This window comes from Arthrobacter humicola, from assembly GCF_039531445.1.
Taxonomy (GTDB): domain Bacteria; phylum Actinomycetota; class Actinomycetes; order Actinomycetales; family Micrococcaceae; genus Arthrobacter; species Arthrobacter humicola.
In genome coordinates, this window is record NZ_BAAAQB010000041.1 from 194,292 (window position 1) to 219,583 (window position 25,292).

Consider the following 25,292-nt stretch of genomic DNA (forward strand, 5'->3'; position numbering starts at 1 on the left):
AGCCAACCCGTCCAACAACCCATCCGCCAAATCCCGCAACGGATCACCACCACACGGGCCACCGGTATCCCGGAGCCGACTAGCGTCCCGGATGGCATCGGTGCCGGGCGGATCAGACCGGTCGGCGCCGGCACCCATCAGGCCAGCCAGCACAGCCACAGACGCCGCAACGGCCTCCACCGCCGCGTTGGCGTCCGCGCCGCAATCCACACTCGAGGCTGCTCTGCTCTCCACACCCACAGCATCTCAGGACCCTCCGACAAAAATAGCGGCATGGCCTGTCCTCGACGCGGGTGCTGACCCAATAACCAAGAATCGTTTGAGAGCTGGTGTCCGGGCGCTGCGCTTCTCCAACAATCGAGCTGGGCCGGTCCATATCGAACTGCTCGCAATTTCGCCGGCAGTTCGAGGGCCACCAGGCAGGAGAAAAGGAATGTCCCGCCTGGTCGGGTTGGCCAGTGCAGCAAAGAGCAGGTCGGCTGGCGAGGCTTTCGTTCTGACAGGCACAGCACCCTTTTATTTAGGAAAAATCCTACGCGTCAACCGCTGCTGGACGGAAAATCGGATGGAGGCCATGCCGGGACCGGCGCGGCGGGTGCGATTTCCCGGCGGCGGCGCACGCTCACGCGGCATCGGTCCAATAGGAAAGCCTCCGCGCGAGTCAAGGACTCAAGCGCGGAGGCTCCCGACTCTCCAAGCTGGGGGGACTGGAGGGTCAACACAATTCTAGCGCCTGGACGGCCTGGCGGCCCCTATGCCCTGCTTCTGCGACCGGCTACTGCGCCGAAGATGAGCAGCACAATGACGGCGCCCAGAATGGAGAGGAGCCAGGTCCGCAGGTCGAAGAAGTTCCCGAGACCTCCTCCGAAAATCAACGATCCGATCCAGCCGCCGAGGATCGCGCCCACGACGCCCAGCACGAGCGTGACTACCCAGCCGCCTCCCTGCCGGCCGGGAAGCAGTGCCTTGGCGATGGCCCCTGCAATAAGCCCGAGAATGAGAAAAGCGAGAATCCCCATGACTGTACTTCCTTTCCGTGGACTGGCCGTGGAATGCGGCCGTAAGCATGATTCGATCAGCATGCTTAGTAGTTCGCAATACCGGGTGAACGGCGAATGACGAAGTTTTTCGACTCGTCAGTCCGGCTCCGCCCTTCGTGTTCGCCGTTGTTTAGGCGAAAACCTGATTGCGCCACATGGAGGGCCCGCTGGGCCACCTGCTTCATCCGGGCCTTCTACCAGCACAGTCGCGGGCGCCTGTGGTCCACGGGGGAGCGAGGGGAACCCGTGCGAGATTGGCGATTCGATCGGCCGTCGGACGCGTGGCGCAGTTGCCCTGTTCGAGAATAAATCCACTGTCTTCCTGTTTGTAACGACCGCGGCGACACGCGGTCCACAGGCGCTTGGCGTGACGCAGCGCCGCAGTGTTGAGCTTGATTGTCATGCGGGGCCTTCTGAGCCGTATCTTTCCGGGTCCGGGGGTGTACCGGGTCAATGGGTGCTCAATACAGGTGCCCCAGGCGGGAGTCAGCTCTGAACGCGGACGGCGGTGTTCGCCGACCGGGGTAGTCGATGCTCGGGCCGCTGGACTACTTCTGGGTATGTGGGCCGGAATCCTCACCGGGTTTACGGGTGGCATCTACGGTGCCGTCCGCGCCGTAGTCGCCCTCTGAATATCGGCCTATTTCAGATTCTGCCGTGCGGCCGCGAATAGTCCCGGCGTCGCCATAGTCGGCCTCCACATACCGTCCCGATTCCGTGGCTTTGTCGCCCAGAGGCTCGGGCAGGCCGCCCTCGCTGCCGGCCGCGCCGTAATCCCCTTCGGTATATTGGCCTTCCTCGTCCTCCGCGTGGCGGCCGGGTTGCGCGCCGGCTTTGCCATAGTTGCCTTCCACGTAACGGCCCCGCAGGTCTGGCTCTTCGGGCTTCTTCTTCGTTCCCGCTTCATCCGGGCTGTTCTCGAAGCCGCTGTTGTCGGTCATGATCGTGCCTTTCCCGAAGCGAACTTTGCGTCTTCTGCGGCGCAATTTAAGTTTAGCGAGGGCCGCCTCGGAGTTATAGGGAGCGGTCACCGCGGGGGAGAGGCACTCCGCGGCCCTGTGCTGGGGTAGTCGGGCTACGTCGTCAAAGTAAGAAGGCCATTTTCAGCCTGCGTACGCCGGGAAGTGTCCTAGACGGCGTCGGGCCGCTGATCACCCTTGTGGCTCCGCAGGTTCTCCTGCACCTTGCCGAACAAATCCTTGATGGTCGACTCCGTGTTAGTGAGCATGTCCGGCTGGACGTAGACCTGTTGGGCGGGAGACAAGCTGTAATGGGACGGCAGGCCACCCGTGCCGTCCACGCCTTCCAGTGCGATGGTCACGCTGCCTTCCTTGCGCGCAATGGCGCCGATCCGGCCGAAGACCACGGTAAATTCGTCCGGCTGGAAGCTCACGGTCAGCCCGACATGCGCCCGGCTCAGGTCGCTTGCCGCGACGGCCTTCTCGTTCCCGGTTCCTGCATAGCTCATGTCCATCTCCCCGACAGTTGGTGGCATTGGCGACTCGTACGCGAGCAGTCTACGTCTGGACCCAGAGGCCGGAAAGGACCCCGCCGGCTGCCCGATACCGGACCAGGTCCGCTCTGGTGGAGAATGCGTTCATGACCAAAGACGATCTTCGGCCTGTCTACTTCCTTTCGGATAGCACCGGCATCACCGCAGAAACCCTCGGTAACACCCTGCTCACCCAGTTCCCCGCGAATAACTTTGACCGCATCACGGTCCCTTTCATCACGACCGTAGAGCAGGCCAAGACCGTGGTCGGCACGATCGACAGCCTGGCCGTCTCCGGCCTCCAACCGATCGTCTTTTCCACCGCGGTCAGCAGCGACATCCGGCAGGTCCTGGCGACGTGCAACGGGATCATCGTGGACCTGATCGGTACGCATGTCGGACAGCTGGAGCGGGCCCTCGGTTCGCCGGCCAGCGGCGAACCCGGCAGGGCGCATGGCCTGGGCAATGCGGAGCGGTATCAATCCCGGATGGCCGCCGTCGAATACGCCATGGAACACGACGACGGCCAGAGCCTGCGTGCGCTCGAAAAGGCCCAGGTCATCCTGGTGGCCCCGTCACGATGCGGCAAAACGCCCACCACCATGTACCTGGCGCTGCAACACGGCATCTTCGCCGCGAACTTCCCGCTGGTGGATGAAGACTTCCAACGCGAAGGGCTCCCCAAGCCGCTGAGGCCTTTTGTGGAGAAATGTTTCGGTCTCTCCTCCAACCCCCTGCGCCTGAGCCAGATCCGCACGGAACGGCGCCGCGGCTCATCGTACGCTTCGCTGCGGCAGTGCGGGTTCGAGCTGCGCAGCGCCGAGCAGTTATACGTCTCCCATAGGATTCCGTACCTGAATTCAGCCACGGTCTCCGTGGAGGAAATGGCGGCCACCATTCTGCAGCGGATGAACCTCAAGCATTAGGGAAAAGTTTCACAAACCCTGTGTGGCGGACGTCATATGGAAAGAGAGCCTCAGACCTGTCAGTGTGGACAGGACTTGCGCCCATCAACCGGCCATCGCCGCGAGCGGGGCGGTGCACCTGCATGCCATCTTCTGCAAAGGAGCAGTAATTATGACGACAGACATCCTGTGGTTTTCAGAACTCGGACTCAAGGACCTGGACCGGGTGGGCGGAAAGAACGCTTCCCTCGGCGAAATGGTGCAGAACCTGACCTCGGCCGGGGTTCAGGTCCCCGACGGCTTCGCCACGACAGCGGATGCCTACCGCAACTTCCTGGCAGATTCCGGCCTGGACCAGAAGATTGCCGACAGGCTGGTCGGCCTGGACACTGACGATGTGACGGCCCTGGCCTCCGCCGGGCAGGAGATCCGTGCCCTGATGCGCGAGACGCCCTTCCTGCCGGACTTCGAAGCGCAGATCCGGAACGCCTACCAGCAACTGGTGGACAAGCACGGCGGCTCGGAGGACCTGTCCTGGGCAGTCCGTTCCAGCGCCACCGCGGAAGACCTTCCCGATGCCTCCTTCGCCGGGCAGCAGGAAACGTTCCTGAACGTCCGCGGGATCGAGAACATCCTGCTCGCCATCAAGGATGTGTTCGCGTCCCTCTACAACGACCGGGCGATCGCCTACCGCGTGCACCACAAATTCGAGCACGCTGAGGTGGCGCTCTCGGCCGGCATCCAGCGCATGGTGCGCTCCGACGTCGGCGCCTCCGGCGTCATGTTCACTATGGACACGGAGTCCGGGTTCCAGGACGCCGTGTTCGTCACGTCCTCCTACGGTCTCGGCGAGGCCGTCGTTCAAGGCGCGGTCAACCCCGACGAGTTCTACGTCTACAAGCCCGCGCTGCAGGCCGGACGCCCCGCCATCCTCAAACGAGGACTGGGCGAGAAGGCCCTCCAGATGACCTACACCACCAGCCGCGAAATCGGCCGCACCATCGACTTCGTGCCGGTTGAGGCGTCATTGCGGAACCGCTTCAGCCTCAGCGACGCCGACGTCGAACAGCTCGCCCGGCACGCTGTCGCCATCGAAAACCACTACGGCCGCCCGATGGACATCGAATGGGGCAAGGACGGGATCGACGGCGGCCTGTACATCCTGCAGGCCCGCCCGGAGACCGTGCAGTCCCGCCGGGCCTCCGGAAGCCTGAGCCGTTTCCGCCTCAACGGAACCAGCCGGGTGCTGGTCGAGGGCCGTGCCATCGGCCAGCGCATCGGCGCCGGCAGCGTCCGCATCCTCACCGCGATCGACCAGATGGCCGCTTTTAAGACCGGCGATGTCCTCGTCGCCGACATGACCGACCCGGACTGGGAACCGATCATGAAGCGCGCCTCTGCCATCGTGACCAACCGCGGCGGCCGCACGTGCCACGCGGCCATCATCGCCCGGGAACTGGGGATTCCCGCCGTCGTCGGCACCGGGGACGCCACAGAAGCCCTGTCCGACGGCCTCGAAGTGACCGTCTCTTGCGCCGACGGTGAGACCGGTGTTATTTACGAAGGGCTTCTGGACTTCAGCGTCGAGGAAACCGAGATCACCCAGCTGCCCGAGGCTCCCATCAAGGTCATGATGAACGTCGGCACCCCGGAACAGGCGTTCACCTTCGCGCAGCTGCCCAACCACGGAGTGGGACTGGCCCGGCTCGAATTCATCATCAACCGACAGATCGGCATCCACCCGAAGGCACTGCTTAACCTGGCCGAGCAGCCGGCCGACGTCGCCGCGGAAATCCGCGAGCGGATCGCCGCGTACGACAGCCCGCGCGAGTACTACATCAAGCGCCTGGCCGAAGGCGTGGCCACCATCGCGGCGGCTTTCGCGCCGGAACCCGTGATCGTGCGCATGTCCGACTTCAAGTCCAACGAGTACGCCAACCTGATTGGCGGTCCCGCCTACGAGCCGCACGAAGAGAACCCGATGCTCGGCTTCCGCGGCGCCTCACGGTACCTGGAGCCGTCCTTCCGGGACTGCTTCGACCTCGAGTGCGAGGCCCTGTCCTTTGTCCGCAACGAGATGGGGCTGACCAACGTCAAACTGATGATCCCGTTCGTGCGGACCCTGGACGAGGCCCGCGGCGTCATTGACCTGCTGGCGGAGAACGGCCTCACCCGCGGTGAGAACGGCCTCGAGGTGATCATGATGTGTGAGATTCCGTCCAACGCGCTGCTCGCCGACGAGTTCCTGGACTACTTCGACGGATTCTCCATCGGTTCCAATGACATGACCCAGCTGGCCCTGGGCCTGGACCGGGATTCCGCGATTGTCTCGGGCGGCTTCGACGAACGCGACCCTGCCGTCAAGAAGCTCCTGAGCATGGCCATCAAGGCCTGCAAGGCGCGCGGCAAATATGTGGGCATCTGCGGCCAGGGTCCCAGTGACCACATGGACTTCGCTGAGTGGCTGGTGGCGGAAGGCATCGATTCCGTCTCCTTGAACCCCGATACCGTGGTGGATACCTGGCTCAGGCTCGCCGGCGGGGCCGTCGAGGCAGGAGTCGGCGCCGAGGCGAACTGACGGCACGACGCCGAGGGAGCGGCAGGCGGCACACCCGCCGGGCAGCACGGTCTATCTATTTCAGACCGTGCTGCTGCGGCCGCACCGACCGCCTGGCGGGACACGCACGACGATGCGCCGTCGGCTCGCGACACATTTCCCGCGGCCGGCCAACCGGTCCTCTCGACTGGGGAACAACGGAGCCGTGATATACGTTGCAGTTCCGTCAGGTAAGAACGTCAGAGAAGAGAATGACCCCAGTGGCAACTGATTACGACGAAGTACGTTCCGACGTCAAGGAATCCCAGGACCGGTCCCTTGAGGCGTTGCAGTCCGCCAACGCACCGGATGCCCGCAGCGTTGCACGTGAGTTGGACGAGGCCGACGCACTGGATGAAGCGATGACTCCGGGCGGCGAGTTTGTCGCCGAGGAGCTGATCGTTCAGGTGATTCCCCAGGCGCAGGATGAGTTCACCTGCTATTCCTGCTTCCTGGTCCGGCACCGGTCCCAGCTCGCTCGCGAAAAGGACGGCCACTCGTACTGCATTGAGTGCGAAGGATAAGACGGATCACGTCCCGACGCCTGGAAGCAGCCGCAAGGCCGAAATTGATTAGAGTAGCTACCTCAAGGGCTGCGGGGGACCGGGCCGCTCATGGTGGCGTCGGTAAATGCTGGAGACGGATTGACCGCACTTAGCCTGGCCTATGAATGGTTCGCAGAGGACGTACCGAACAAGACCTGGATCCGCGCCGTTGAGAAATCACAAACCCTTGAATCCCGCAGCGCAACGCACATTGGGTTTGTCCAGGCCGGGGGAGAGGCCCAGAGCTTCGCCGTAGGGTTGAACCGCCGGTTAAAAGCGGATTCGGACACAAGTGTGTCGCGTTCGGAGGGAAAGAGATCCAGCCCGTCGTTCATGTGCTCCTGACCGCGCTCGAACCAGTCGGCGGCGATTTCTCCCGGCCCGTTGAACACGCTCAGGACACTGCAGGCTTGGGGGAGAACCCCGCGGTGTTCCAGTCAAAGCAGACCTGGACAGGATGCGTTCGGAAAAACACTTCACAGAGCCGTTCCCAGCCGCCGTCCGGGGCCGAACTTAGCCACCCAACACTCCTAGCGCAGAATCAACCGCCGTGAACCCTCCGTCACATTGCAGTTGAGGAATGATCCATGCAACTAATGCAAAATTCATGCCAACCCCCGGGTCAGGAGCACGTCTCACGCAATGCACGGACGGTCACGCTGGTTTTACGCCAACGCTCCAACCCCGATTCCAGTGGGCCCACGAACGCAGTATTCCCGCAGGCCAGAGCAGGGTATTGGGGTCGAGGTGATGCGCGCCGGAAAGGTTTGCGGAGGAGGGGCGATATTGCATCAGGTGCAATAATCACGATTCTACTGGCACCTCTGCGTATCAGGTTCGGGCGTATTTAGCAGAAGCAGCCCGGGTTGGGTCGAGCTTGACCGCGTCTCATCTGTGACTTTGCCGGTCATCAAGAGCGCGTTGCTTTCATGTCCCCTTCGCCGGGCTTTGCGCGGTGCCGTTCTTGCCCTTTTCGGTGTGCCGACGGCCCAACTTGGAGTTCTTTAGCGGCGCTCTGCTCTGTGTTTGACGGCTGTGGTGCCGGTGAAGCCGGCCATCAATCGGTTGGGATCCCTGCCCAATTATGCGGAGTCCAATCCACGGGGTAACCGCATTCTTCCATTGTGAGGAGGATCGGTTCGGGGCGTTCCGGCGACCAGAACGTCCACCACTCACTCGGGTCCGTGGTGACGATCTCAATGTTCCAGGCTATGGGCGGGAACAGGTTCCGCCGCTGCTTGGCGAAAACCTTCTTGACCTGCTCGCGCGGCACTGTCCACGGGCCAAGGCGGAGGATGCGCAGCAGTCCGCGGCCACGGAACTCCAAGTGTTGCGGAGTCACTGTCAGACGAATCCACGGCGGGCCAGCCTTGACCTTGTAGTTGCAGTAGGCTCCGCCCGTAAACTCACACCTCAGTGCTGCGTCAAAGATCCCGTCATCGGTGTCCCCCATTGGGGTCAGTCTAGGCCTTTGCCGGAATAGGGATCACTGAAGGGTAAGCCGAGTCGCTCGGGCCGCTGCGAACCGGCGCAAGGAGCGGTCCGAGGGAACGTCGCTTTCCTGACGAAGTCGAACTCGTCAGGGTTCAGTTCGCCGGTCGACGTATCGGGTCCAAGCTTCTCCTGCGTTGTCGGCGTGGAAGAATGCGACCTGGTAGCTGTAGCCGAGTGCGTCGGCGACCAGTGGTGGCGGGGTTACGGAGAGGTGCTCGTCCAAGGCCGTGTTTCGTGCGCCGAGCAGTTCGATTCCGAGGCCGCGAAGTCGAAGCATGATCGTGTTCGGGTGGAGGTGCTGGCCTGCCCGAATTCCGGGGAAGAGCCACGGGCTTCCGGCGCCTGCTCCTGTTCTGAGGTTGGGGCGGGTCCGGAGATGCTGGCTGAGGAGTTCCGCGAACGGCTGTGGGACAGGCACTGGATGCGTGCCAAAGGAGATCTTGATCGTGCCCGTGGTGTCGTTGACGTTTATTGCGTCAGTGCGGAGCGCGGCCACCCGAACCAGGGGTTGGGCATAGAGGAGCAGTAATGTTCCGGCGACTCTGTAGGGCAGGGACTCGCTGGTGCCGGTGAGTAGTTCCCGTAGCCAGGCAAGGCGTTGTTCCTGCGGGAGGGCAGGCCGGCCTTCGGCCTTGTAATGGCCTATTTCGACCCGCGTGTTCGTGCCCGTCTTTCTGGCAAAGACGAAGAAGGTCCGGATGGCTTTCCTGGTGGTGGGTCCTGTCGTGAGCCAGGTGTCCGCGTCCTGCTGGGTGCAGGTGGAGGCGGTGCGGTGGTGGGTCTGCCAGAGCCAGTCGAGGAACTTGATGGTTTCGGTGATCTCCTGTTTGGCTGCGTGCACCGGGCCGCGGGCCGTTTTGTCCGGCGTTGCCATGGCCCGGATGCGTCGGAGGTGGTGCCATTTGGCGAAGTGCTCGACGGGTTTAGCGACGTCGGCGGGCAGGGGGCGCAGCTTGTCGTCGATCCAGGCTTCGAAGCGGTTCAGGTAGGGGTCTTGATAGGGGAGGAGCCCGTGATGGGCAAGCAGCGCCCGGAGATGGTCGGCTGCCCGTCCCGCCGTATCGCGGTGGCTGTCGAGGCCTTCATGGGTCAGGGGAGTCTGTCCGCTCGAGACGGAGGTCAGGAGCTCCTGGACCTTGGCGGAGCGTTTCCAGGTGATGATGCTTTCCGGTCGATCGGCCTGGCAGAGGACATCGATCAGGCGGTTTGCGGTTGTCGGATCTGCCGTATTCGTGAGCAGCAGGGCCGTGAGGTCATCCCTGAGCGCGCAGCGGGCGCAGATGCCGCGGCGGTAGAACTCACCTTCCTGGTTGCAGCGGGCGCAGTGGAAGTCGTGGAGGATACCGGCGCACGGAGCACACCGCGGTCCTCCATCGCGTGCGGGCGGGCCGGGGAGTAGCCTGTGGCGGCCGCAGTCGGGGCAGGTGCCGTGGGTGCGGGTCGCGACGGTGAAACAGGGGCCGCAGATCCTGCCTTCCGGCCAGCTCGCCCTGGTCTTGCCTGCGTTGCGGCCGCAGCGGTCGCACTGGACGGAGCCAGTTGTGGGTGGGCGTCCGCGGACGGTGTTACGCGGGACGAGTCCTTCCGGGCGGTCAGTGGTCATCGTCGATGATGCGGGCCCGGCGCGGGCGGACGGCGCGGTTGAGATCCACGACGTTGGGGGAGTTGGCGGTTCCGGTCTTGCGTGCCCGGACGTCGGCGGCGGTGACGGTGATGAGGTCTTCGGGGCCGCAGGAGAAGATGTCGCAGATCGCCGCGATGACCTGCAGGGCGACCCGTTCGGGCTTCTGGTTGACGATTCGGTAGACCTGGGGCCGGGACAGGATGATTCCGCGCTCGGCGAGCAGGGGGATGAGGTCGGTGGTGTTGTGAAGGCCGCGTGCTGCCATCAGCTCGGACAGCCGCCACGTGTATTCGACCTGGCGCTTCATCGCTGACCTCCGGATTGTTTGCCGAGTGCCTGGTCCATCGTGCGGTCCAGGGACGTCCTCAGTGTGGTGCTGCGGAAGTCGTCGCTGACGAATTGGTAGATGCCTGTGGTGGAGGCGTACTCGTGGCCCATTTGGTATTGCACGAATCTAGGATCCCATCCGGCCTCCAACAGGTGGGTTGCGTAGGAGCGCCGGAGGGAATGCAGGTCCAGTCCGTCCGAAGGCATCCCCAGCTCATTCAGATACCGCCGGAGCCGGCGCAGGAGGGTGGACTCGACGATGAGGCCGCCGCGTTCGCTGGGGAAGAGGTCGAGGCTGTGAAGGGTTCCGCGGCCGTTGGCGAGCCAATCCTCGAGGACGCCGGCGGTCCAGTCGAAGACCGTCAGGACGCTGCGGGGCTTGGGCGGTGATGCCTTGCGGGACTTGCCGAACCTGACCTTGCAGACACCGAACTTTCCGAACTTACGCGCGTGCGGGTTGGTTGCGAAGTCGACGGTCTGCAGGTGCCGCAGCTCATTGAACCGGAGCCCAAAAGAGTACGCCATCTTGAGCATCACGGCGTCGCGGTAGGCCGCCTGCCAGCCCTTCTTGCCCGACGCCTCGATGAGTTCGACCTCGTCGTCGGCGTGGTCGAAGAGCATCTGGAGCTCCTCCCTGGTGAAGGGGCGTTTGGATGGCCTGCCTTCGAATTCCTGCACATGGCTGGAAGTGTTCCACTCATAGAAGACCTGGGCCGGATGAGTACCAAAGCGCTGTTCGCAGACCCGGTCCCAGCCATAGTCAGGGTTGGCGACATAGGACGCGAAGTGCCGCAGCGCAGACTGATGGGCCCGAAGCGTCGAGTGGCTCAAGTGCCGGATCGAGCGCAGATCCCCGAAATACTCCTCGACCTGGGCCGGGGTCCAGTGCCAGGGAAACTCATTCACATGGTCCACGAACCTGCGAACGTACCGGATGCGCTGATAAACAGTGTCGAACTTCAGATTGCGAGACAGCTGCTGGTTCCGCCAGCCATCGAGCATCTGATCAAAGGTCTGCTGTTCGGGATGAAGCAGCTGAACGGAGCCAAGAAGGTGAACCCGTCCTGATCCATCGACTGCCATTCCGCCTCCCAACCTGATCCAAAATCTGAATCAATGTTTCATTAAATGCATCATCTCAGCAAATCCGCAGGTCAGAGGCGCACTTTTTGTCATTCGACGCACGAACCAGCCTGCCCAGTCACGGCTGGGAACATCGATTGGAGTCGAAGAAAACCGCTGAACGCCGCGGCGCAAGGCGCCTCTAACGCGTGGCGCGGAACTCCGCGGGAGAGGGCCTGAATGATTCATCTGATGAGATACGCAGAGTACTACTTTACATAATGTTGATTATCGGCGTTGAGTAATCAGCCGGAAGTGGCTTAGCGGAGCCCGACCCTGTGCGTGTCGGTGCTATCAGAGCTGCGTCTCAGAGTTCGGCGCTTGAGCTGCATCGCCCAAGTATCGGCGCCTGCCGCGACAATCAGAATCGGCGGCGTTCCGGCGGCTGAGATCGACCTCGGAAACCGGCGAGCGAGCTGGACGTGACGAACAAGCCCGCCGGCAACCTGGATCCATTCCAGCCAGGTTATGGACGCCCAAACGTCACGTCACGCGAGAACTCACAAAACTCACATATGCTCATAGCGTTCAACCAAACTCACAAGACACACAGGAACTCATAGGAGCCCGCCGATGGAAAACCCGTTTCGACCCTCGGCAGGTGCCACACCGCCGGAAATCCTCGGCAGGGCCGGTGTGCTGGATGAGTTCGAGTATGGGCTGCGCCTGGGCTCCGGCGCCCCCGGCCTCCTGACGATCTTCACCGGCGCCCGGGGAATCGGCAAGACTGTGATGATCGGCGCCGCCCACGATGTCGCCCGCGAACACGGCTGGGCCGTGATTTCCGAGACCGCCACCGCAGGTTTCATGGGTCGCATTGGCGAATCCATGCGCCAGCTCGCCGAAGAGCTCGGCACTGGCCCGGTGGTCCGGCGCATCACTGCGGTGGCCGCCGCAGGTTTCAGCATCACTACGCAGCTCCCGCCCGAACGCCAGGTAGCGTGGCGGACCCTGGGCCAGGACCTCCTGACGCTTCTTGACAAGCACGGCACCGGCCTGGTCATCACGGTAGACGAGATTCATGCCGCCGACCGCGGCGAACTGGCCCAGCTGGCCGCCAGTGTCCAGCACTTCACCCAGGACCGTCTCCCCATTGGTTTGGTCTTCGCCGGACTGCCGGCCGCAGTGTCGGACCTGCTCAACGAAGGGGTCGCCACTTTCCTCCGCCGGGCCGACAAGATTGACCTTCACGCTGCCGCCGTGCGGGAAGTGGAAGAGTCGTTCGCCCACACCTTCGCCGAAGCGTCCTTCGAGGTCTCCCCCGCCCTGGTCCGCCGTGCGGCAGAAGCCACGGGAGGGTATCCGTTCCTCATCCAACTGGTCGGATACTTCCTCTGGAGGGAAGCGGAGATCAACCAGGGAACACTCACTCCCGAGTCAGTCGAACGCGGTATCGCGGCGGCACACCGGCGCAACGCCCGTACCGTGATCGAAGCCGCGCTCGCCACCGTCTCCCCCAAAGACCTCGACTTCCTGCACGCCATGGCAGAAGACGACGGACCCTCTGTGGCCGGGGACATCGGACGGCGCATCGGAGCCAGGACAAATCTTGTCGCGAACTACCGCTCAAGACTGCTGGCAGCGGGCCTCATTGAAGCCGCCGGCCACGGAAAAGTCGGCTTCGCCATCCCCGGCCTGCGCCAACATCTCAGGGCACAAACCAGTGACTAGGCCCTTCGGGGACAGCCCGCGGATGCGGTGCTTGCCGGCTCCGGACAAGCCGGCAAGCCGCCGCCGTGTTCAGGCGCCGACGTAAGCCGCGAGGTGCTGGCCGGTGAGTGTGGAACGTCCGGCGACGAGGTCAGCGGGTGTTCCCTCAAAGACCAGTCTGCCGCCGTCGTGGCCGGCGCCGGGGCCAAGGTCGATGATCCAGTCGGCGTGCGCCATGACCGCCTGGTGATGCTCGATGACGATGACCGATTTGCCCGAATCCACGAGGCGGTCCAAAAGACCAAGCAGTTGCTCGACGTCGGCCAGGTGCAGGCCGGTGGTCGGCTCGTCGAGGACGTAGACGTCGCCCTTTTCGGCCATCTGGGTGGCGAGCTTGAGCCGCTGCCGTTCCCCGCCGGACAGCGTGGTGAGTGGCTGGCCGAGGGTCAGGTAGCCGAGGCCGACGTCGGCGAGCCGGCCCAGGATCTTGTGCGCGGCGGGTGTTTTGGCCTCGCCGTCGTCGAAGAAGTCCAAGGCCTCGGCCACCGACATCCCGAGGACTTCGGCGATGTTCCGGCCGCCCAGCCTGTACTCCAGCACTGACGCCAGGAATCGCTTCCCGTCGCACTCCTCGCAAACGGATTCGACCGTGGCCATGACTCCCAGGTCGGTGTAGATGACGCCGGCGCCGTTGCACGCGGGGCAGGCGCCCTCGGAGTTGGAGCTGAAGAGCGCCGGTTTCACCCCGTTGACCTTCGCGAACGCCTTGCGGATCGGGTCCAGCAGCCCGGTGTACGTCGCCGGGTTGCTCCGCCTTGAGCCGCGGATCGCGCTCTGGTCGACCACCACTACGCCCTCGCGGCCGTCGATTGAGCCGTGGATCAACGAACTCTTCCCGGAGCCGGCGACGCCAGTGACGGCGCAGAGCACCCCGAGCGGAATGTCGACGTCCACATCCTTGAGGTTGTGCATGGACGCGCCGCGGATCTCCAGCGTGCCCGACGACGAACGCACCAAGTCCTTGAGGCTGGCCCGGTCGTCGATGTGACGCCCGGTGATGGTCCCGCTCCCCCGCAGGCCCTCTACCGTGCCCTCGAAACATACGCTGCCGCCCCCGGTGCCGGCGCCGGGGCCGAGGTCGACGACGTGGTCGGCGATCGCGATCATCTCCGGCTTGTGCTCCACGACGAGCACGGTGTTGCCCTTGTCGCGAAGTTGGAGCAGCAGCCTGTTCATCCGTTCGATGTCATGGGGATGCAGGCCGATCGACGGCTCGTCAAAGACGTAGGTGACGTCGGTCAGCGAGGAGCCAAGATGGCGGATCATCTTGGTCCGCTGTGCCTCTCCCCCGGACAGGGTGCCCGCCGGCCGGTCAAGGGAGAGATAGCCCAAGCCGATCCCCGCGAACGAGTCGAGGATGTGCTGGAGTCCGGCGAGCAGCGGGGCCACGGAGGGTTCGTCAAGGCCGCGGGCCCAGTCGGCGAGGTCGCTGATCTGCATGGCGCAGGCCTCAGCGATGTTCTTCCCCTTGATCTTCGAGGACAACGCCTCCTGGCTGAGCCGGGTGCCGCCGCATGCGGGGCAGGTCGTGAACGTGATCGCCCGTTCCACGAACGCGCGCACGTGCGGCTGCAGCGCGTCGACGTCCTTGGATAGCATCGACTTCTGGATCTTCGGGATCAGCCCCTCGTACGTGAGGTTGATGCCCTCGACCTTGATCTTGGTCGGCTCCTTGTAGAGGAGGTCGTCCAGTTGCTTCTTGGTGAACTTGCTGATCGGCTTGTTCATGTCGAAGAATCCGGAACCGCTGAAAATGCGGCCGTACCAGCCGTCCATGCTGTAACCGGGGATCGTGAGCGCACCTTCACTGAGTGACTTGGTGTCGTCGTACAGCGCCGTGAGGTCGAAGTCGGTCACCGCGCCCATGCCCTCGCAGCGCGGACACATGCCGCCCTGGTACACCACGTCGCGCACCACGTTCCTCTCGACCCTGCCGCCCTTCTCGGTGGTCATCACCCCGCTCGCCTTGCGCGTCGGGACGTTGAAGGAGAACGCGGTTGGCGAACCGACGTGCGGCTGCCCGAGTCGGCTGAAGAGGATCCGGAGCATGGCGTTGGCGTCGGTGGCGGTGCCCACGGTGGAGCGCGGGTTGGCGCCCATCCGTTCCTGGTCGACGATGATCGCCGTCGTCAGGCCTTCCAGGAGGTCGACATCGGGCCGTTGCAGCGTCGGCATGAAGCCCTGCACGAAGGCACTGTAGGTCTCGTTGATCATCCGCTGCGACTCCGCGGCGATCGTGCCGAACACCAGGGAGCTCTTACCCGAGCCGGAGACGCCGGTGAACACCGTCAGGCGGCGCTTCGGGATCTCGATACTGACATCCTTGAGGTTGTTCTCGCGGGCGCCCTGCACACGGATCATGTCGTGGGTATCGGCAATCTGCTGCGCGGGCGCCTCCGTGTCCGTCCCCGTGGCCATGCTCATGGTGTCTCCATCTGTTCTACGGGACCGCCTTCGCGGTCTCTGTCGGCGTCGCTGTGCTCTATCTAACCAGCATCGGGAGGCGGCACCGGTCCTGTTTCATGGGCTGGTCCGCGGAGGGCTCAGCGCGGTTCCTGGATGCGGATCAGGTTGCCCGCGGGATCGCGGAAGGCACAGTCACGAACCCCATAGGGTTGGTCGGTGGGCTCCTGGACGACCTCGGCGCCTCTGGCCTGCAGCCGCTCGAACGTGCCGTCGACGTCGGTCGTGGCCAGGAGGACCCGGGCGTAGGTGCCTTTGGCCATCATCTCGGCGATGGTGCCGCGCTCGTCGTCGGTGATGCCGGGGTCCGCGGCCGGCGGTTCCAGCACGATTGACGTGCCCGGTTGCCCGGCGGGGCCGACCGTAATCCAGCGCATCCCACCATAGCCGACGTCGTTGCGGACCTCGAAACCGAGGGTGTCGCGGTAGAAGGCCAGAGAGGCGTCCGGATCGGTGTGTGGGAGGAAAGTCGAGAGAATGGTGATGTCCATGGCGTTCATGCTAGCTGCGGCTCGGGGGCCCGCGCTTCTCGATTCCTGACCGGTCGGGTGACCTGTTTCGCCACGCAGGACGGCATGCCCGCCGTCGTGCGCGTTGCCTCCCGCCGAAAGACGCTGGGAGGCACCCCGACCAGCTCGGTGAAGCGGCTGCTGAAGGTGCCCAGCGAGGAGCAGCCGACGGCGAAGCAGACCTCAGTGACGCTGAGGTCGCCGCGGCGCAGCAGTGCCATGGCGCGCTCGATCCGGCGCGTCATCAGGTAGCTGTACGGGGACTCACCGTAGGCCAGACGGAACTCGCGGCTGAGGTGCCCGGCGGACATGTGCACGCCGCGGGCAAGGGCCTCGACGTTTAGCGGCTGCGCGTACTCCCTGTCCATCCGGTCGCGGACGCGGCGCAGCCGCGCGAGATCGCGGAGGCGTTGCTCGTCTCGTGGCTGTGGATCACTTTGCTGCGGATCCGGGGCGGGCATGCTGGTCACATCTGTGATCGTGCTACGCTCCGCCGGACTTGTCCAGCGCCGCCGGCGCCCCCGAATCTCCGTCCCATGCATTGTCTTTGACGCCGGGCTCACTGAGAATGAACCATGACGGTCTACCTGAGGTCTTTGGAAACTGCAGTCCCGCCAACCATTCTGGTCCAGCCCGAGGCCAGGGCCGTGTTCGCCGCCCAGCCGGGCCTGACGCGGCTCGGATCCCGGCTCGTCAACACCTGTTTTGACTCCGCAGCCATCGACACCCGGCATACGGCCGTCAAAGAGCTCACCACCGACAGCCGGGCGCAAGATCCGCAATTCTTCGACCCTGCCACGGGCCTGCTGCTCAGCCCCAGCACCAAGGTCCGGAACGACATCTTCGCCACGGAAGCCACCAAGCTCTTCATTGAAGCCGCCCAAAAAGCCCTGGATGCCTGTCCCGGGGTCGATGTGCTGGACGTAACCCACCTGATCACTGTTTCCTGTACCGGATTTTTCAATCCCGGGCCGGACTACAAGATCGTCCGCGCCCTGGGCCTGAACCCGGCCGTTCAGCGGTACCACCTGGGCTTCATGGGCTGCTACGCCGCCTTCCCGGCGCTGCGGGCGGCGAAGTCCTTTTGCGAGGCAGATCCCGAGGCTGTGGTCCTGGTGGTCTGCGCCGAACTGTGCTCGCTCCACGTCCGGACCTCCAACGACCCCGACACCATCATGGGGTCGGCACTGTTTGCCGACGGCGCCGCTGCGGCAGTCGTCACCGCCCGGGATATCCCCGGTGAGCCTGCCCTGCTGCAGCTGGACCACTTCGAAACCGTCCTGACGCCGGTCGGGGAGGAATCCATGGCCTGGAACATCGGCGACGAAGGCTTCGAGATGGTTCTGGGGAACTATGTCCCGCACATCATCGACGACCACATTATCGGCGCCCTCGAACCTCTCCTGTCACGGGACGGCTCGCTGCACGGACTCCGCTACGGCGACATCCAGCACTGGGCCATCCATCCCGGCGGCCGGAGCATCCTGGACAAGGTTCAGTCCCGGCTGGAGCTCAGCGATGAACAACTTGTCCCCGCCCGGGAAACATTGCGAAACTTCGGCAACATGAGCAGTGCCACCGTCCTGTTCGTCATCAAGCACATCCTTGACCTGCCGGCCGCCGGCGAGGACCGGGACGGGAAAGACGTTCCTGCAGTCAATCCGGGTGCGGAACGGATCTGCTCCATGGCCTTCGGCCCGGGCCTGACCGTGGAAACAGCGCTCTTCACCCGACTTCCGGTGCGGCGGGCCGCCGCAGCCGCGGAAACTCCCGACGCCGAGACCGCCGGCGCAGACCCGGCGCGCCCGGTCTCGGTGCGGGCCTGAAAGCGGCCACGCTGAAACCCTCCAACGTGCGGCTATTCACGACGGACCGACTCCGTTCGGTCCTTCTGCGGGACCGCGCGTCCGACGCCGTCGAGGAAATGGACCTGCCCGGCTGCGATCCCGGCCGACTGGAGCGCACCTATGCCCAGTTCGCGCTCGTCAACCGCGCGGTCGCCGGGTGGCGCGGCATCTATCGGCGCCGTGTGCGGCCGCGGCTGACCCCGGACACCCCGATGACCCTGCTGGACATCGGTTGCGGCGGGGGCGATGTTCCGGTCCTGCTGTCGCGTTGGGCCGGCCGGGACGGGCTGCGGCTGGACATCACGGCCATTGACCCGGATCCGCGGGCCAGCCTGTTCGCCACGGACCGGCACGCGTCTGCGGGTATCACCTTCCGCCAGGCGGCCGCCGCGGAGCTTGTCGCAGAAGGCCGCCGCTATGACTTCGTGGTGTCCAACCATGTACTGCACCACCTGGACGGACTGCCGGGATTCCTGGCCGAATCCGCCAGGCTGTCCCGCGGCACGGTGATCCACAACGACATCCGCCGCAGCCCCGCCGCCTACGCGCTCTTCGGTGCAGCCTCTTGGGTGTTCACCGGCTCCTACATCCGGCAGGACGGGCTGACCTCGATCCGGCGAAGCTTCACCGCAGCGGAACTGACCGCCGCCGCTCCCCCGGGCTGGACGGTTGCCCGCCACGCCCCCTTCCGCAACCTCCTTTTGCTGGACACCGCCGACGCCGGCCACCCGGAAGGACCACCCGCCGGTGGCTGATGTGCTGATCATCGGCGGCGGCCCGGTGGGACTTTTCATGGCCGCCCTGCTGCTCCAGGAGGGGGTGGAGGTGCAGGTGCTGGAGCAACGGAGCGCGCCGGAACCCCATTCGCGGGCCATCGGCATCCATCCGCCGGCCCTCGAGGCCCTCTCCCGCGCAGGAGTCGGGGAAACCTTGGTTGCCGAGGGCGTCCAAATCCGCCGCGGCATCGCCCTGGCCCGCGGAAGGACGGTCGCCACGATGTCCTTCGCCGGAGTCTCGGACCGCTTCCCGTTCGTGCTGTCCCTGCCGCAAGGCCGTACCGAGGCGCTGCTGGAACAGCGGGTCAACGAGCTCGACGGCGGCGCTGTGCACCGCACCGTCCGTGTCACCGGGTTGTCTGACGACGGCGTCCGGGTCACGGTGGAAGCCGCATCCCCGGGGGGCGCCCTCCGATACACGGCGCCGCTGGTCATCGCCGCCGACGGCGTGCGATCCACCGTGCGGTCCGTGCAGGGCATCGCCCTGCGCACCAAGGACCATCCGGACAGCTACCTCATGGGCGACTTCGCGGACGGGACCGGCTTTGGTCCCGACGCGGCTTTGTTCCTGGCCGGTGCGGGAATCGTGGAGTCGTTTCCCCTGCCCGGTCGTCTGCGCCGCTGGGTGGTCCGGCTGGGCCCCGGAGACTTCATTGGCCGTGAACTCGCTGCCCGCGACCCGGCCGCCGGCGATCGTGACGGCGATGCCCGGTGGCTGATGCAGTGTGTGCGGGACCGGACGGGATTCGAGATCGATGCCGGGACCAACAGCATGCTCAGCAGCTTTGGTGTCCGCACGCGCCTGGTGCGCCGAATGGCAGCCGGCCGGGTGGTGATGATCGGGGATGCGGCCCACGAGGTGAGCCCCATCGGCGGGCAGGGCATGAACCTGGGCTGGCTGGATGCCGCGGACCTGGCGCCGATCATGACGGCAGCGGCGCGCGGTCACGATGTGGCGGACCGTCTGCGGACTTTTGAACTCGCCCGCCTGAGGGCAGCCGCCAAGGCCGCCCGCCGGGCGGAAATCAACATGGCCCTGGGCCGGCCCCTCGCGGACGGCCTCTTGGCAGCGCGGAATCGGGCCATCGGCGGCGTGGCCGCGGTCCCGGCGATGAATTCGTTGATCGCGCGCCGGTTCACCATGCATTGAAGCTCCCGTGGCCGCCCGGCCAATGGGTGACCGTGGCGCGGAATAGACTGTGCACATGGAGGGCCTTTCGGTGCCGCGGCGGCGCCGCACAGTGTTCCGCACAGTGTTCCGCACACTGTGCAGCGCAGCGTCCGCCGTGGCCGTACTGGGTGCCGCAGCGTCCTGCAGCACGGACACCGGTGGCGGGTCCGCCGGCACGCCCTCCGCTCCAACAGCCGCAGCGACAGCCACCTCCGCCGGGCCGGTGACCGTTGAACTCAACCAGTTTCGCGACAACTACAGCAATCAGATCATCGAAATCCAACTCACGAACACCACGGTCGCTCCTCTGACGGTCCTCGGTGCTGAACTGAGCACGCCGCTCTTCGCGGCCCCGATCGCCTGGCCGGCGACCGCCGGCGGTATCGTGCTGCCGCCCGGCCAGACGAAGAGTCTGCCGGCACCGTTATCCGCGCCGGAATGTAACAGCACTGGCGCATCCCGCGGGGTGCCCGGGGACGAAACCGGCGGGACCACCCGAACCACCGGATCAGCGCAGGTGACCCTCCGGCTGGCGCCGCCAGCAGCCGCTGCAACAGACCCGGCCACCGGCCCAACCACGGCTGAAGATCCCTTCGGGGTCCTGGCGCGTAACAACGCTGAGATGTGCCTGACCCGCGAAGCCGCAGCGGTGGCGGCTTTCGCACTGGCTCCGGACCTTGAGGTCGCCGCGGACGGGCGGACCGCCGTCGTGCGTCTGCTCGTTACACCGGCCGCCGCCAAGGCAGGGGGCACCGGCGGAGCGGGCGCCGGTGAGTTGGTGATAGACCGAATTGACGAAACCACCCTGCTGGCGGAGTCGCCGGTTGCCCCGTGGCCGCGGGCGGTCACGGTTCGCGCCGGCGGGGCGGTTGCGGAACTGCGGCTTGGAATCCGGCCAGCCCGCTGCGATCCCCACGCCGTGGCCGAAGACAAAGTGGGCACGCTCCTGCCGCTGCGCATCACGGTGGCGGGCCGGGAGGGCGTCCTAAAGATCGCTGCCGGCGACAAACTTCGGGGACAGATCTACGATTTTGTTACAACTGCCTGCGGCCGCCAGTAGTCTGAGGGCATGTCCATTGACGCCAGGCCCACCGACTACAGCGCCGCCCGGATCCAGGAGACCGTCCAGGAGCTCCTGAGCGCGGGCATCCTGCCGCCGATCGTCCAGGCCGGGCATCCAGTCCTCCGGCACGTGGCCGCGCCGTTCGAAGGCCAGGTGACCGACGCCGAACTCGGTCACCTCATCGACCTCATGCGCAGCGTGATGCACAAGGCACCGGGCGTTGGCCTGGCAGCACCCCAACTCGGGATCCCCCTGCAGATCGCCGTCCTTGAGGACCAGTTTGCCGTCGATCCCGAGGTGGCTGCCGTCCGCGGACGGGAACCGCTGCCGTTCTTTGCCATGCTGAACCCGCGTTATCAGTCCGTTGGCAGCACGTCCGTGGCGTTCTATGAGGGGTGCCTCTCCGTCGGCGGCCTGCAGGCTGCCGTGCTGCGGCCGGAGTCGGTCCAGCTGGACTTCACAACACCGGACGGCACACAGCTGCAGCGGACGTTCACTGGCTGGCAGGCCCGGATTGTCCAGCACGAAACCGACCACCTTCACGGCATCCTGTACCTCGACCGGGCCGAGCTGCGCTCCATCAGCAACAACGCTGAATACTCCGCCCGCTGGGCCCAGCCGGACATCAGCCGGGCCCGGCAGGAACTCGGTTTCCTGCCGGACCCGGCGGAGGACTAGGGCTGCGGTGCCGGATTCTTCCCGGACGGCAGGTAGCGGGCCCACCACTTGAGGATTTCGTCGAAGCGCTGCTTGCGGTGGTGCGGGGTGCCGGAGCGCGATAGCTCGTGGTTCTCGCCCGGGAAGACCAGGAATCCGGTCTCAACCCCCTGCTGCTTGAGGGCCGTGAAGTAGCGCTGGCCCTGCTCCACGGGGCAGCGGAGGTCATCCTCGCTGTGGATCACCAGCGACGGCGTCCGCACGTTGTGCACTCGCGCCATGGGACTCTGGGCGGCCATCTGCTCCGCCGTACGGCCCGTGTATTCACCGCCGAAGAACCAGCCGATGTCCGAGGACCCGGTGAAGCTCACCGGATCCAGGAAGCCGCGTTCCACGATGGCCGCCCGGAAGCGGTGGTCGTGGCTGATGGTCCAGGCCGTCAGGTAGCCGCCATAGGATCCGCCCATGATGCCGACGTTGGCAGCGTCCAGTTCGTCGAACTTCTCCACGGCCCCGTCCAGGAAGGCCAAAACGTCCTGCATGTCCACGGTGCCCATCCGCTCCTTGATGGACCGTCCGTGGGCCTGCCCGTAGCCGGCCGAGCCCCGCGGGTTGCACATGAGCACGGCGTAGCCGGCCCCGGCATAGACCTGCGCTTCGTCGAACAAGGCCACGCTGAACTGGGCAAACGGGCCGCCGTGAATGGTCAGCAGCACCGGGTGCGGGCCGGGGCCTGCAGGTTTCACGAGCCAGCCATGGACCGGGTAGCCGTCGGTCGAGGGCATCGTGAGTTCCTGCGGCTCGCCGATGTCCGCAACGCTCCGCAGCGCCGCGGAGAAGTCCGTCAGCCGCCGCAGCTGCCCGCCGTCGAGCACGGCAACGTCGCCGGCCGTGGTGGAGTCGCTGAAGCTCACCACCAGGGAGCCTCCGCCGTCCACGGCGCCGGTGACTACCCGGTTGCCGTCCAGGAGCACGGTGTGGCCGCCGTCGACGAGGAACTCGTGCAGTTCCACGGTTCCCCGCGCGTTGTTCAGCACCAGGGCGCCCGCGGCGCCGCGCAGTTCGATCCGGCTGCCGCCGGACAGGTCAAAGGTCTCCACATCGCTGAGCGCAGTGGCGTGGCCGCCTGTGGCCGGCATGGCAAACAGGGCGGTGTTCCTGGCGACAAAGTCGTGGCCTGAGGGTCCCATGTCCTGGGCCAGGAAGAAGATCCACTGGCCATCGGCGGACTGGCGGACGGCACTGATGCTCTGCCGCCCGGCATCGGCCGGCCGGATGGCCTCCGGCTCCCCTCCGGCGGCGGGGATCGAGTAGATGCCGCTGACGAGGTCGGTGTCGCTCCCTTCGTGGAGGGCCGCGGTGAAGAAGATCGTGCCGCCGTCGGCACTGAAGCTTGCACCGTCGTGATCGGCTGCCCCGCTGGTGAGTTGCCGGGCGGCCGGCAACAGGCTGGCGGCGGGCTCATGCGGATCGGCCGCGGCGCCGAGGGCCTTCAATGCGCGTCCGGCCGGGGCGACCTTCGGTGCAGCGTCAAGCTGCGGCACGTCCACGAGGAACAGTTGCAGCGGCTTGTCGGCGGTGTAGCCTAGGCCGTTCATCCGGTACTTGAAGTCGGTGATGAGCCGGGCGTCCTCGCTGCCGGCACCGACACCGTCGACGCTGCCGTACCGGCCCTCCTCCGGGGTCCTGGCACTGAAGACGATGCTCCCGGAATCGGGCGACCACGCAAACGAGCTGACACCCAGCGGTGCTGCGGTGAGTTGCTGGGGTTCGCCGCCGGCCGCTTCCACGACGTGGAGCTGCGGCTTCCCGCCCGCGGCCGCCCGCAGGAACGCAAGGGCCCGGCCGTCCGGGGAAAAATCCGGCGCCGTGTCACGGAAACCGCGGGTCAGGCGGCGGGGCCGCCGGTCCGGATCGAGGGGGACCTGACCAGGGTGGTCCGAGCCCAGCGGGACGGTCCACAACTGGCCCACGTAGGTGTCGGCATCGAAGTCCGGGCGGATCACGGACACCACGGCACGTGAGCCGTCCGGATGCACGGCGGGGGTGGAAACGGAATTGAGCAGCGGTAGATGTTCGGATTTCACGCTTGCGAGCCTAACGCGAGGTACGCAGACTGTGAAATACCTCACGCCGGTCCGGTGCGGCGCGGACTGGGGACATGTCCTTTGTCGATTCCCGCCGATACCGACGGCATGTCTTATCCCTTCGATCAGCTCCTATTTCGAGAGTGTTCCTCGCGCCGTGATTTCACCGTAGGCTCGGTCTTGGGCGGCTTGGAACGAACACTTGGAGGCTTTGCTCATGTCGCGCATCATGCGGTTCGACCACGTCGGCGTCACGGTCCGGGACCTCGACAAGGTGACAGCGTTCTTCGTTGGACTCGGTCTCGAGATTGAGGGCCGGACGTTCGTGGAGGGCGAGTTCATCGACACGGTCATAGCGATCCCTGATTCCCGTACAGAGATCGTTATGTTGCGAACGCCTGACGGAGGTACAGGGGTGGAGCTTTCCAGCTTCGTCCGGCCCGACCCCGAGCCGGGATCGCCCGCCGCCATGGCCAACGAACTCGGGCTGCGCAGTGTTGCCTTCGAGGTCGATGATCTCCAGGCGCACGTCGGTCGGCTGGCCGGGGAGGGGTACGGTCTGGTCGGTGGCATCGGCCAGTATGAGGACGTCTGGCGCATGGCCTACGTGCGGGGTCCGGAGGGAATCATCGTGGCCTTGGCTGAGCGGAGCAGCTGACACGGCGGTCCCAGCGGCGATGCCTCCGGCCCACCCCCGATCCCCCGAGGCTGATTCCGTAGGGGCGATTCCGCAGGGGCGATTCCGCGAAGCGCCCCCGGCATCCGCGCTTAGGATGAAGGTATGCCTCCCGCCCCCGACTTCCCCCTGCTGTGCCCGGTGTGCAGGACCAGCCTCCGGTCCAGCGACGCTGGCGCCCCGACCCTGCAGTGCGGCGCCGGCCACAGCTTCGATGCCGCCAAGCAGGGGTACTTCAACTTTCTGGTCGGCAAGGGGACGGTATTTGAGGCGGACAGCGCGGACATGGTCGCGGCCCGCTTCGACTTCCTCTCCGCAGGGCACTATCAGCCGCTGGCCGATGCCGTTGCCGAGGTGGCCTTACCGGCGCTCGCAGCTTCACCGGGCGGGCGGCCCACGGTGCTGGATGCCGGAACGGGCACAGGTCACTACCTCAGGACACTGCTGGACAGGTTTGACCAGGACAGGGCTGAATCGGAGGGGGCGGACCCCGAGCGCCCTCCGGCGGGTAGTGTTTCGGCTGCGGCCATCGGTCTGGACATTTCGAAGTTCGCGCTGCGCCGCGCCGCCAGGATGAACCCGGAAGCCCTCAACGTGGCCGGGGACGTCTGGCAGCCTCTGCCGGTCCAGGACAACGCCGTCGACGTCGTTACGGTGGTCTTTGCGCCGCGCAACGCGCCGGAGTTCGCCCGGGTGCTCCGGCCCGGCGGCCGCCTCGTGGTGGTCACGCCCCGGCCCGGCCACCTGGCCGAGATCGCCGGACAGACCGGCATGCTGGGGATCGAGCCGGCCAAGGACGAGCGGCTCGCGGCATCCCTGGGCACGCACTTCGCTCCCGCCGGAACCCGGGATCTGGACCTGGCTCTCTCCCTGAGCCCGCGCGACGTCACCAACCTCGCCCTGATGGGTCCGGCGGGACACCATCTGGACCGGAGCGCCCTCGCGGCGCTTGAGGCCGGACTTCCGCCGCGCACCGCCGTCTCGGCCCGATTCCGGATCAGCGTCTTCGAACCGGTTCCCGCGAGCTGACCCGGCGCGGCGCCGCGGCACGCCTTCACCGCGTCCGCACCGCTGAACCCGTCCCCGGGGCGGGGAATCAGCCCGGCACGTAACGACTTGGCCACGTTGTCCACCAATTTTCGGCGCCCGGGTCCAGTCGTTGCCCTTCAGTTTAGGATGGAAAGACAG

Annotated in this window: 22 protein-coding genes; 11 read left to right on the forward strand and 11 right to left on the reverse strand. The window is 65.6% G+C overall.

Annotated elements, in window-relative coordinates; all coding sequences use genetic code 11:
- Nucleotides 1-752: 752 nt before the first annotated feature.
- From ABD243_RS17535 to ABD243_RS17545, 3 genes are all read right to left on the reverse strand, one after another.
- Complete coding sequence (locus ABD243_RS17535) at nucleotides 753-1,019, reverse strand: GlsB/YeaQ/YmgE family stress response membrane protein (protein WP_091256129.1); 267 nt, start codon at nucleotides 1,017-1,019, stop codon at nucleotides 753-755.
- A 569-nt stretch (nucleotides 1,020-1,588) separates the two neighbouring features.
- Nucleotides 1,589-1,981 (reverse strand): hypothetical protein, encoded by a 393-nt coding sequence (locus ABD243_RS17540; protein ID WP_344367653.1) that lies wholly within the window; start codon nucleotides 1,979-1,981, stop codon nucleotides 1,589-1,591.
- A 188-nt stretch (nucleotides 1,982-2,169) separates the two neighbouring features.
- Nucleotides 2,170-2,508 (reverse strand): hypothetical protein, encoded by a 339-nt coding sequence (locus tag ABD243_RS17545; protein WP_091256138.1) that lies wholly within the window; start codon nucleotides 2,506-2,508, stop codon nucleotides 2,170-2,172.
- A 131-nt stretch (nucleotides 2,509-2,639) separates the two neighbouring features.
- Here ABD243_RS17545 and ABD243_RS17550 point away from each other — a divergent pair, with 131 nt between their 5' ends.
- The 3 genes from ABD243_RS17550 (at nucleotide 2,640) to ABD243_RS17560 (ending at nucleotide 6,557) form a co-directional block, all read left to right on the forward strand.
- Complete coding sequence (locus tag ABD243_RS17550; protein ID WP_116765659.1) at nucleotides 2,640-3,458, forward strand: pyruvate, water dikinase regulatory protein; 819 nt, start codon at nucleotides 2,640-2,642, stop codon at nucleotides 3,456-3,458.
- Nucleotides 3,459-3,609: 151 nt separating this feature from the next.
- Nucleotides 3,610-6,015, forward strand: a complete 2,406-nt coding sequence (gene ppsA, locus ABD243_RS17555; RefSeq protein WP_344367654.1) for a phosphoenolpyruvate synthase — start codon at nucleotides 3,610-3,612, stop codon at nucleotides 6,013-6,015.
- A 239-nt stretch (nucleotides 6,016-6,254) separates the two neighbouring features.
- On the forward strand, nucleotides 6,255-6,557 hold the full coding sequence (locus ABD243_RS17560) for a DUF4193 domain-containing protein (RefSeq protein WP_091256143.1): 303 nt from the start codon (nucleotides 6,255-6,257) through the stop codon (nucleotides 6,555-6,557).
- Between the two features lie 1,078 nt (nucleotides 6,558-7,635).
- Here the strand turns inward: ABD243_RS17560 and ABD243_RS17565 are convergent.
- The 4 genes from ABD243_RS17565 to ABD243_RS17580 all read right to left on the reverse strand — a co-directional run bounded on the left by ABD243_RS17565 (nucleotide 7,636) and on the right by ABD243_RS17580 (nucleotide 11,106).
- Complete coding sequence (locus ABD243_RS17565) at nucleotides 7,636-8,031, reverse strand: hypothetical protein (RefSeq protein WP_344367657.1); 396 nt, start codon at nucleotides 8,029-8,031, stop codon at nucleotides 7,636-7,638.
- A gap of 126 nt (nucleotides 8,032-8,157) precedes the next feature.
- Nucleotides 8,158-9,675 carry a recombinase XerD gene (locus ABD243_RS17570; RefSeq protein WP_344367659.1) on the reverse strand — a complete coding sequence of 506 codons (1,518 nt, stop codon included), beginning with the start codon at nucleotides 9,673-9,675 and terminating at the stop codon, nucleotides 8,158-8,160.
- Complete coding sequence (locus ABD243_RS17575) at nucleotides 9,665-10,003, reverse strand: helix-turn-helix domain-containing protein (RefSeq protein WP_344367660.1); 339 nt, start codon at nucleotides 10,001-10,003, stop codon at nucleotides 9,665-9,667. Before ABD243_RS17575 ends, ABD243_RS17570 begins: the two co-directional genes overlap by 11 nt.
- Nucleotides 10,000-11,106, reverse strand: coding sequence for a tyrosine-type recombinase/integrase (locus tag ABD243_RS17580; RefSeq protein ID WP_344367661.1), 1,107 nt, complete (start codon nucleotides 11,104-11,106; stop codon nucleotides 10,000-10,002). Before ABD243_RS17580 ends, ABD243_RS17575 begins: the two co-directional genes overlap by 4 nt.
- 612 nt (nucleotides 11,107-11,718) lie before the next feature.
- Here ABD243_RS17580 and ABD243_RS17585 point away from each other — a divergent pair.
- On the forward strand, nucleotides 11,719-12,816 hold the full coding sequence (locus tag ABD243_RS17585) for an ATP-binding protein (RefSeq protein ID WP_344367662.1): 1,098 nt from the start codon (nucleotides 11,719-11,721) through the stop codon (nucleotides 12,814-12,816).
- Between the two features lie 69 nt (nucleotides 12,817-12,885).
- On the opposite strand, the gene ABD243_RS17590 is transcribed toward ABD243_RS17585, so the two are convergent.
- The 3 genes from ABD243_RS17590 to ABD243_RS17600 form a co-directional block, all read right to left on the reverse strand.
- Nucleotides 12,886-15,279, reverse strand: a complete 2,394-nt coding sequence (locus ABD243_RS17590; protein WP_344367663.1) for an ATP-binding cassette domain-containing protein — start codon at nucleotides 15,277-15,279, stop codon at nucleotides 12,886-12,888.
- A gap of 119 nt (nucleotides 15,280-15,398) precedes the next feature.
- Nucleotides 15,399-15,818, reverse strand: coding sequence for a VOC family protein (locus tag ABD243_RS17595; protein WP_344367664.1), 420 nt, complete (start codon nucleotides 15,816-15,818; stop codon nucleotides 15,399-15,401).
- The gene (locus ABD243_RS17600; protein WP_344368078.1) at nucleotides 15,815-16,288 is read right to left on the reverse strand and encodes a helix-turn-helix transcriptional regulator; all 474 of its coding nucleotides are present in this window, start codon (nucleotides 16,286-16,288) and stop codon (nucleotides 15,815-15,817) included. Before ABD243_RS17600 ends, ABD243_RS17595 begins: the two co-directional genes overlap by 4 nt.
- Before the next feature lie 114 nt (nucleotides 16,289-16,402).
- Between ABD243_RS17600 and ABD243_RS17605 the strand changes: the two genes are divergently transcribed.
- The 5 genes from ABD243_RS17605 (at nucleotide 16,403) to ABD243_RS17625 (ending at nucleotide 21,362) form a co-directional block, all read left to right on the forward strand.
- Nucleotides 16,403-17,653: a type III polyketide synthase gene (locus ABD243_RS17605; RefSeq protein WP_344367665.1), complete on the forward strand. Its 1,251-nt coding sequence runs from the start codon at nucleotides 16,403-16,405 to the stop codon at nucleotides 17,651-17,653.
- A gap of 98 nt (nucleotides 17,654-17,751) precedes the next feature.
- On the forward strand, nucleotides 17,752-18,429 hold the full coding sequence (locus ABD243_RS17610) for a class I SAM-dependent methyltransferase (RefSeq protein ID WP_237563307.1): 678 nt from the start codon (nucleotides 17,752-17,754) through the stop codon (nucleotides 18,427-18,429).
- The gene (locus ABD243_RS17615; protein ID WP_344367667.1) at nucleotides 18,422-19,600 is read left to right on the forward strand and encodes an FAD-dependent oxidoreductase; all 1,179 of its coding nucleotides are present in this window, start codon (nucleotides 18,422-18,424) and stop codon (nucleotides 19,598-19,600) included. Before ABD243_RS17610 ends, ABD243_RS17615 begins: the two co-directional genes overlap by 8 nt.
- Nucleotides 19,601-19,655: 55 nt before the next feature.
- Nucleotides 19,656-20,681: a hypothetical protein gene (locus ABD243_RS17620; RefSeq protein ID WP_344367669.1), complete on the forward strand. Its 1,026-nt coding sequence runs from the start codon at nucleotides 19,656-19,658 to the stop codon at nucleotides 20,679-20,681.
- Between the two features lie 9 nt (nucleotides 20,682-20,690).
- Nucleotides 20,691-21,362, forward strand: coding sequence for a peptide deformylase (locus ABD243_RS17625; protein WP_344367670.1), 672 nt, complete (start codon nucleotides 20,691-20,693; stop codon nucleotides 21,360-21,362).
- Here ABD243_RS17625 and ABD243_RS17630 read toward each other — a convergent pair.
- Entirely contained in the window at nucleotides 21,359-23,428 is a 2,070-nt protein-coding gene (locus tag ABD243_RS17630; RefSeq protein ID WP_344367671.1) for a S9 family peptidase, read from the reverse strand. The genes ABD243_RS17625 and ABD243_RS17630 overlap by 4 nt on opposite strands.
- Before the next feature lie 217 nt (nucleotides 23,429-23,645).
- Between ABD243_RS17630 and ABD243_RS17635 the strand changes: the two genes are divergently transcribed.
- Nucleotides 23,646-24,086 carry a VOC family protein gene (locus ABD243_RS17635; RefSeq protein WP_344367672.1) on the forward strand — a complete coding sequence of 147 codons (441 nt, stop codon included), beginning with the start codon at nucleotides 23,646-23,648 and terminating at the stop codon, nucleotides 24,084-24,086.
- A 123-nt stretch (nucleotides 24,087-24,209) separates the two neighbouring features.
- Nucleotides 24,210-25,133, forward strand: coding sequence for a putative RNA methyltransferase (locus ABD243_RS17640; RefSeq protein ID WP_344367673.1), 924 nt, complete (start codon nucleotides 24,210-24,212; stop codon nucleotides 25,131-25,133).
- The last annotated feature ends 159 nt before the right edge of the window (nucleotides 25,134-25,292 follow it).

Bases quoted from the DNA above. Each gene is read 5' to 3' on its own strand.
- ABD243_RS17580 (WP_344367661.1), bottom strand. From the start codon at position 11,106: ATGGCAGTCGATGGATCAGGACGGGTTCACCTTCTTGGCTCCGTTCAG.
- ABD243_RS17575 (WP_344367660.1), bottom strand. From the start codon at position 10,003: ATGAAGCGCCAGGTCGAATACACGTGGCGGCTGTCCGAGCTGATGGCA.
- ABD243_RS17625 (WP_344367670.1), top strand. From the start codon at position 20,691: ATGTCCATTGACGCCAGGCCCACCGACTACAGCGCCGCCCGGATCCAG.
- ABD243_RS17550 (WP_116765659.1), top strand. From the start codon at position 2,640: ATGACCAAAGACGATCTTCGGCCTGTCTACTTCCTTTCGGATAGCACC.
- ABD243_RS17635 (WP_344367672.1), top strand. From the start codon at position 23,646: ATGTCGCGCATCATGCGGTTCGACCACGTCGGCGTCACGGTCCGGGAC.
- ABD243_RS17540 (WP_344367653.1), bottom strand. From the start codon at position 1,981: ATGACCGACAACAGCGGCTTCGAGAACAGCCCGGATGAAGCGGGAACG.
- ABD243_RS17585 (WP_344367662.1), top strand. From the start codon at position 11,719: ATGGAAAACCCGTTTCGACCCTCGGCAGGTGCCACACCGCCGGAAATC.
- ABD243_RS17605 (WP_344367665.1), top strand. From the start codon at position 16,403: ATGACGGTCTACCTGAGGTCTTTGGAAACTGCAGTCCCGCCAACCATT.
- ABD243_RS17565 (WP_344367657.1), bottom strand. From the start codon at position 8,031: ATGGGGGACACCGATGACGGGATCTTTGACGCAGCACTGAGGTGTGAG.
- ABD243_RS17590 (WP_344367663.1), bottom strand. From the start codon at position 15,279: ATGAGCATGGCCACGGGGACGGACACGGAGGCGCCCGCGCAGCAGATT.
- ABD243_RS17545 (WP_091256138.1), bottom strand. From the start codon at position 2,508: ATGAGCTATGCAGGAACCGGGAACGAGAAGGCCGTCGCGGCAAGCGAC.
- ABD243_RS17570 (WP_344367659.1), bottom strand. From the start codon at position 9,675: ATGACCACTGACCGCCCGGAAGGACTCGTCCCGCGTAACACCGTCCGC.
- ABD243_RS17620 (WP_344367669.1), top strand. From the start codon at position 19,656: ATGGAGGGCCTTTCGGTGCCGCGGCGGCGCCGCACAGTGTTCCGCACA.
- ppsA (WP_344367654.1), top strand. From the start codon at position 3,610: ATGACGACAGACATCCTGTGGTTTTCAGAACTCGGACTCAAGGACCTG.
- ABD243_RS17595 (WP_344367664.1), bottom strand. From the start codon at position 15,818: ATGAACGCCATGGACATCACCATTCTCTCGACTTTCCTCCCACACACC.
- ABD243_RS17610 (WP_237563307.1), top strand. From the start codon at position 17,752: ATGGACCTGCCCGGCTGCGATCCCGGCCGACTGGAGCGCACCTATGCC.
- ABD243_RS17535 (WP_091256129.1), bottom strand. From the start codon at position 1,019: ATGGGGATTCTCGCTTTTCTCATTCTCGGGCTTATTGCAGGGGCCATC.
- ABD243_RS17640 (WP_344367673.1), top strand. From the start codon at position 24,210: ATGCCTCCCGCCCCCGACTTCCCCCTGCTGTGCCCGGTGTGCAGGACC.
- ABD243_RS17600 (WP_344368078.1), bottom strand. From the start codon at position 16,288: ATGCCCGCCCCGGATCCGCAGCAAAGTGATCCACAGCCACGAGACGAG.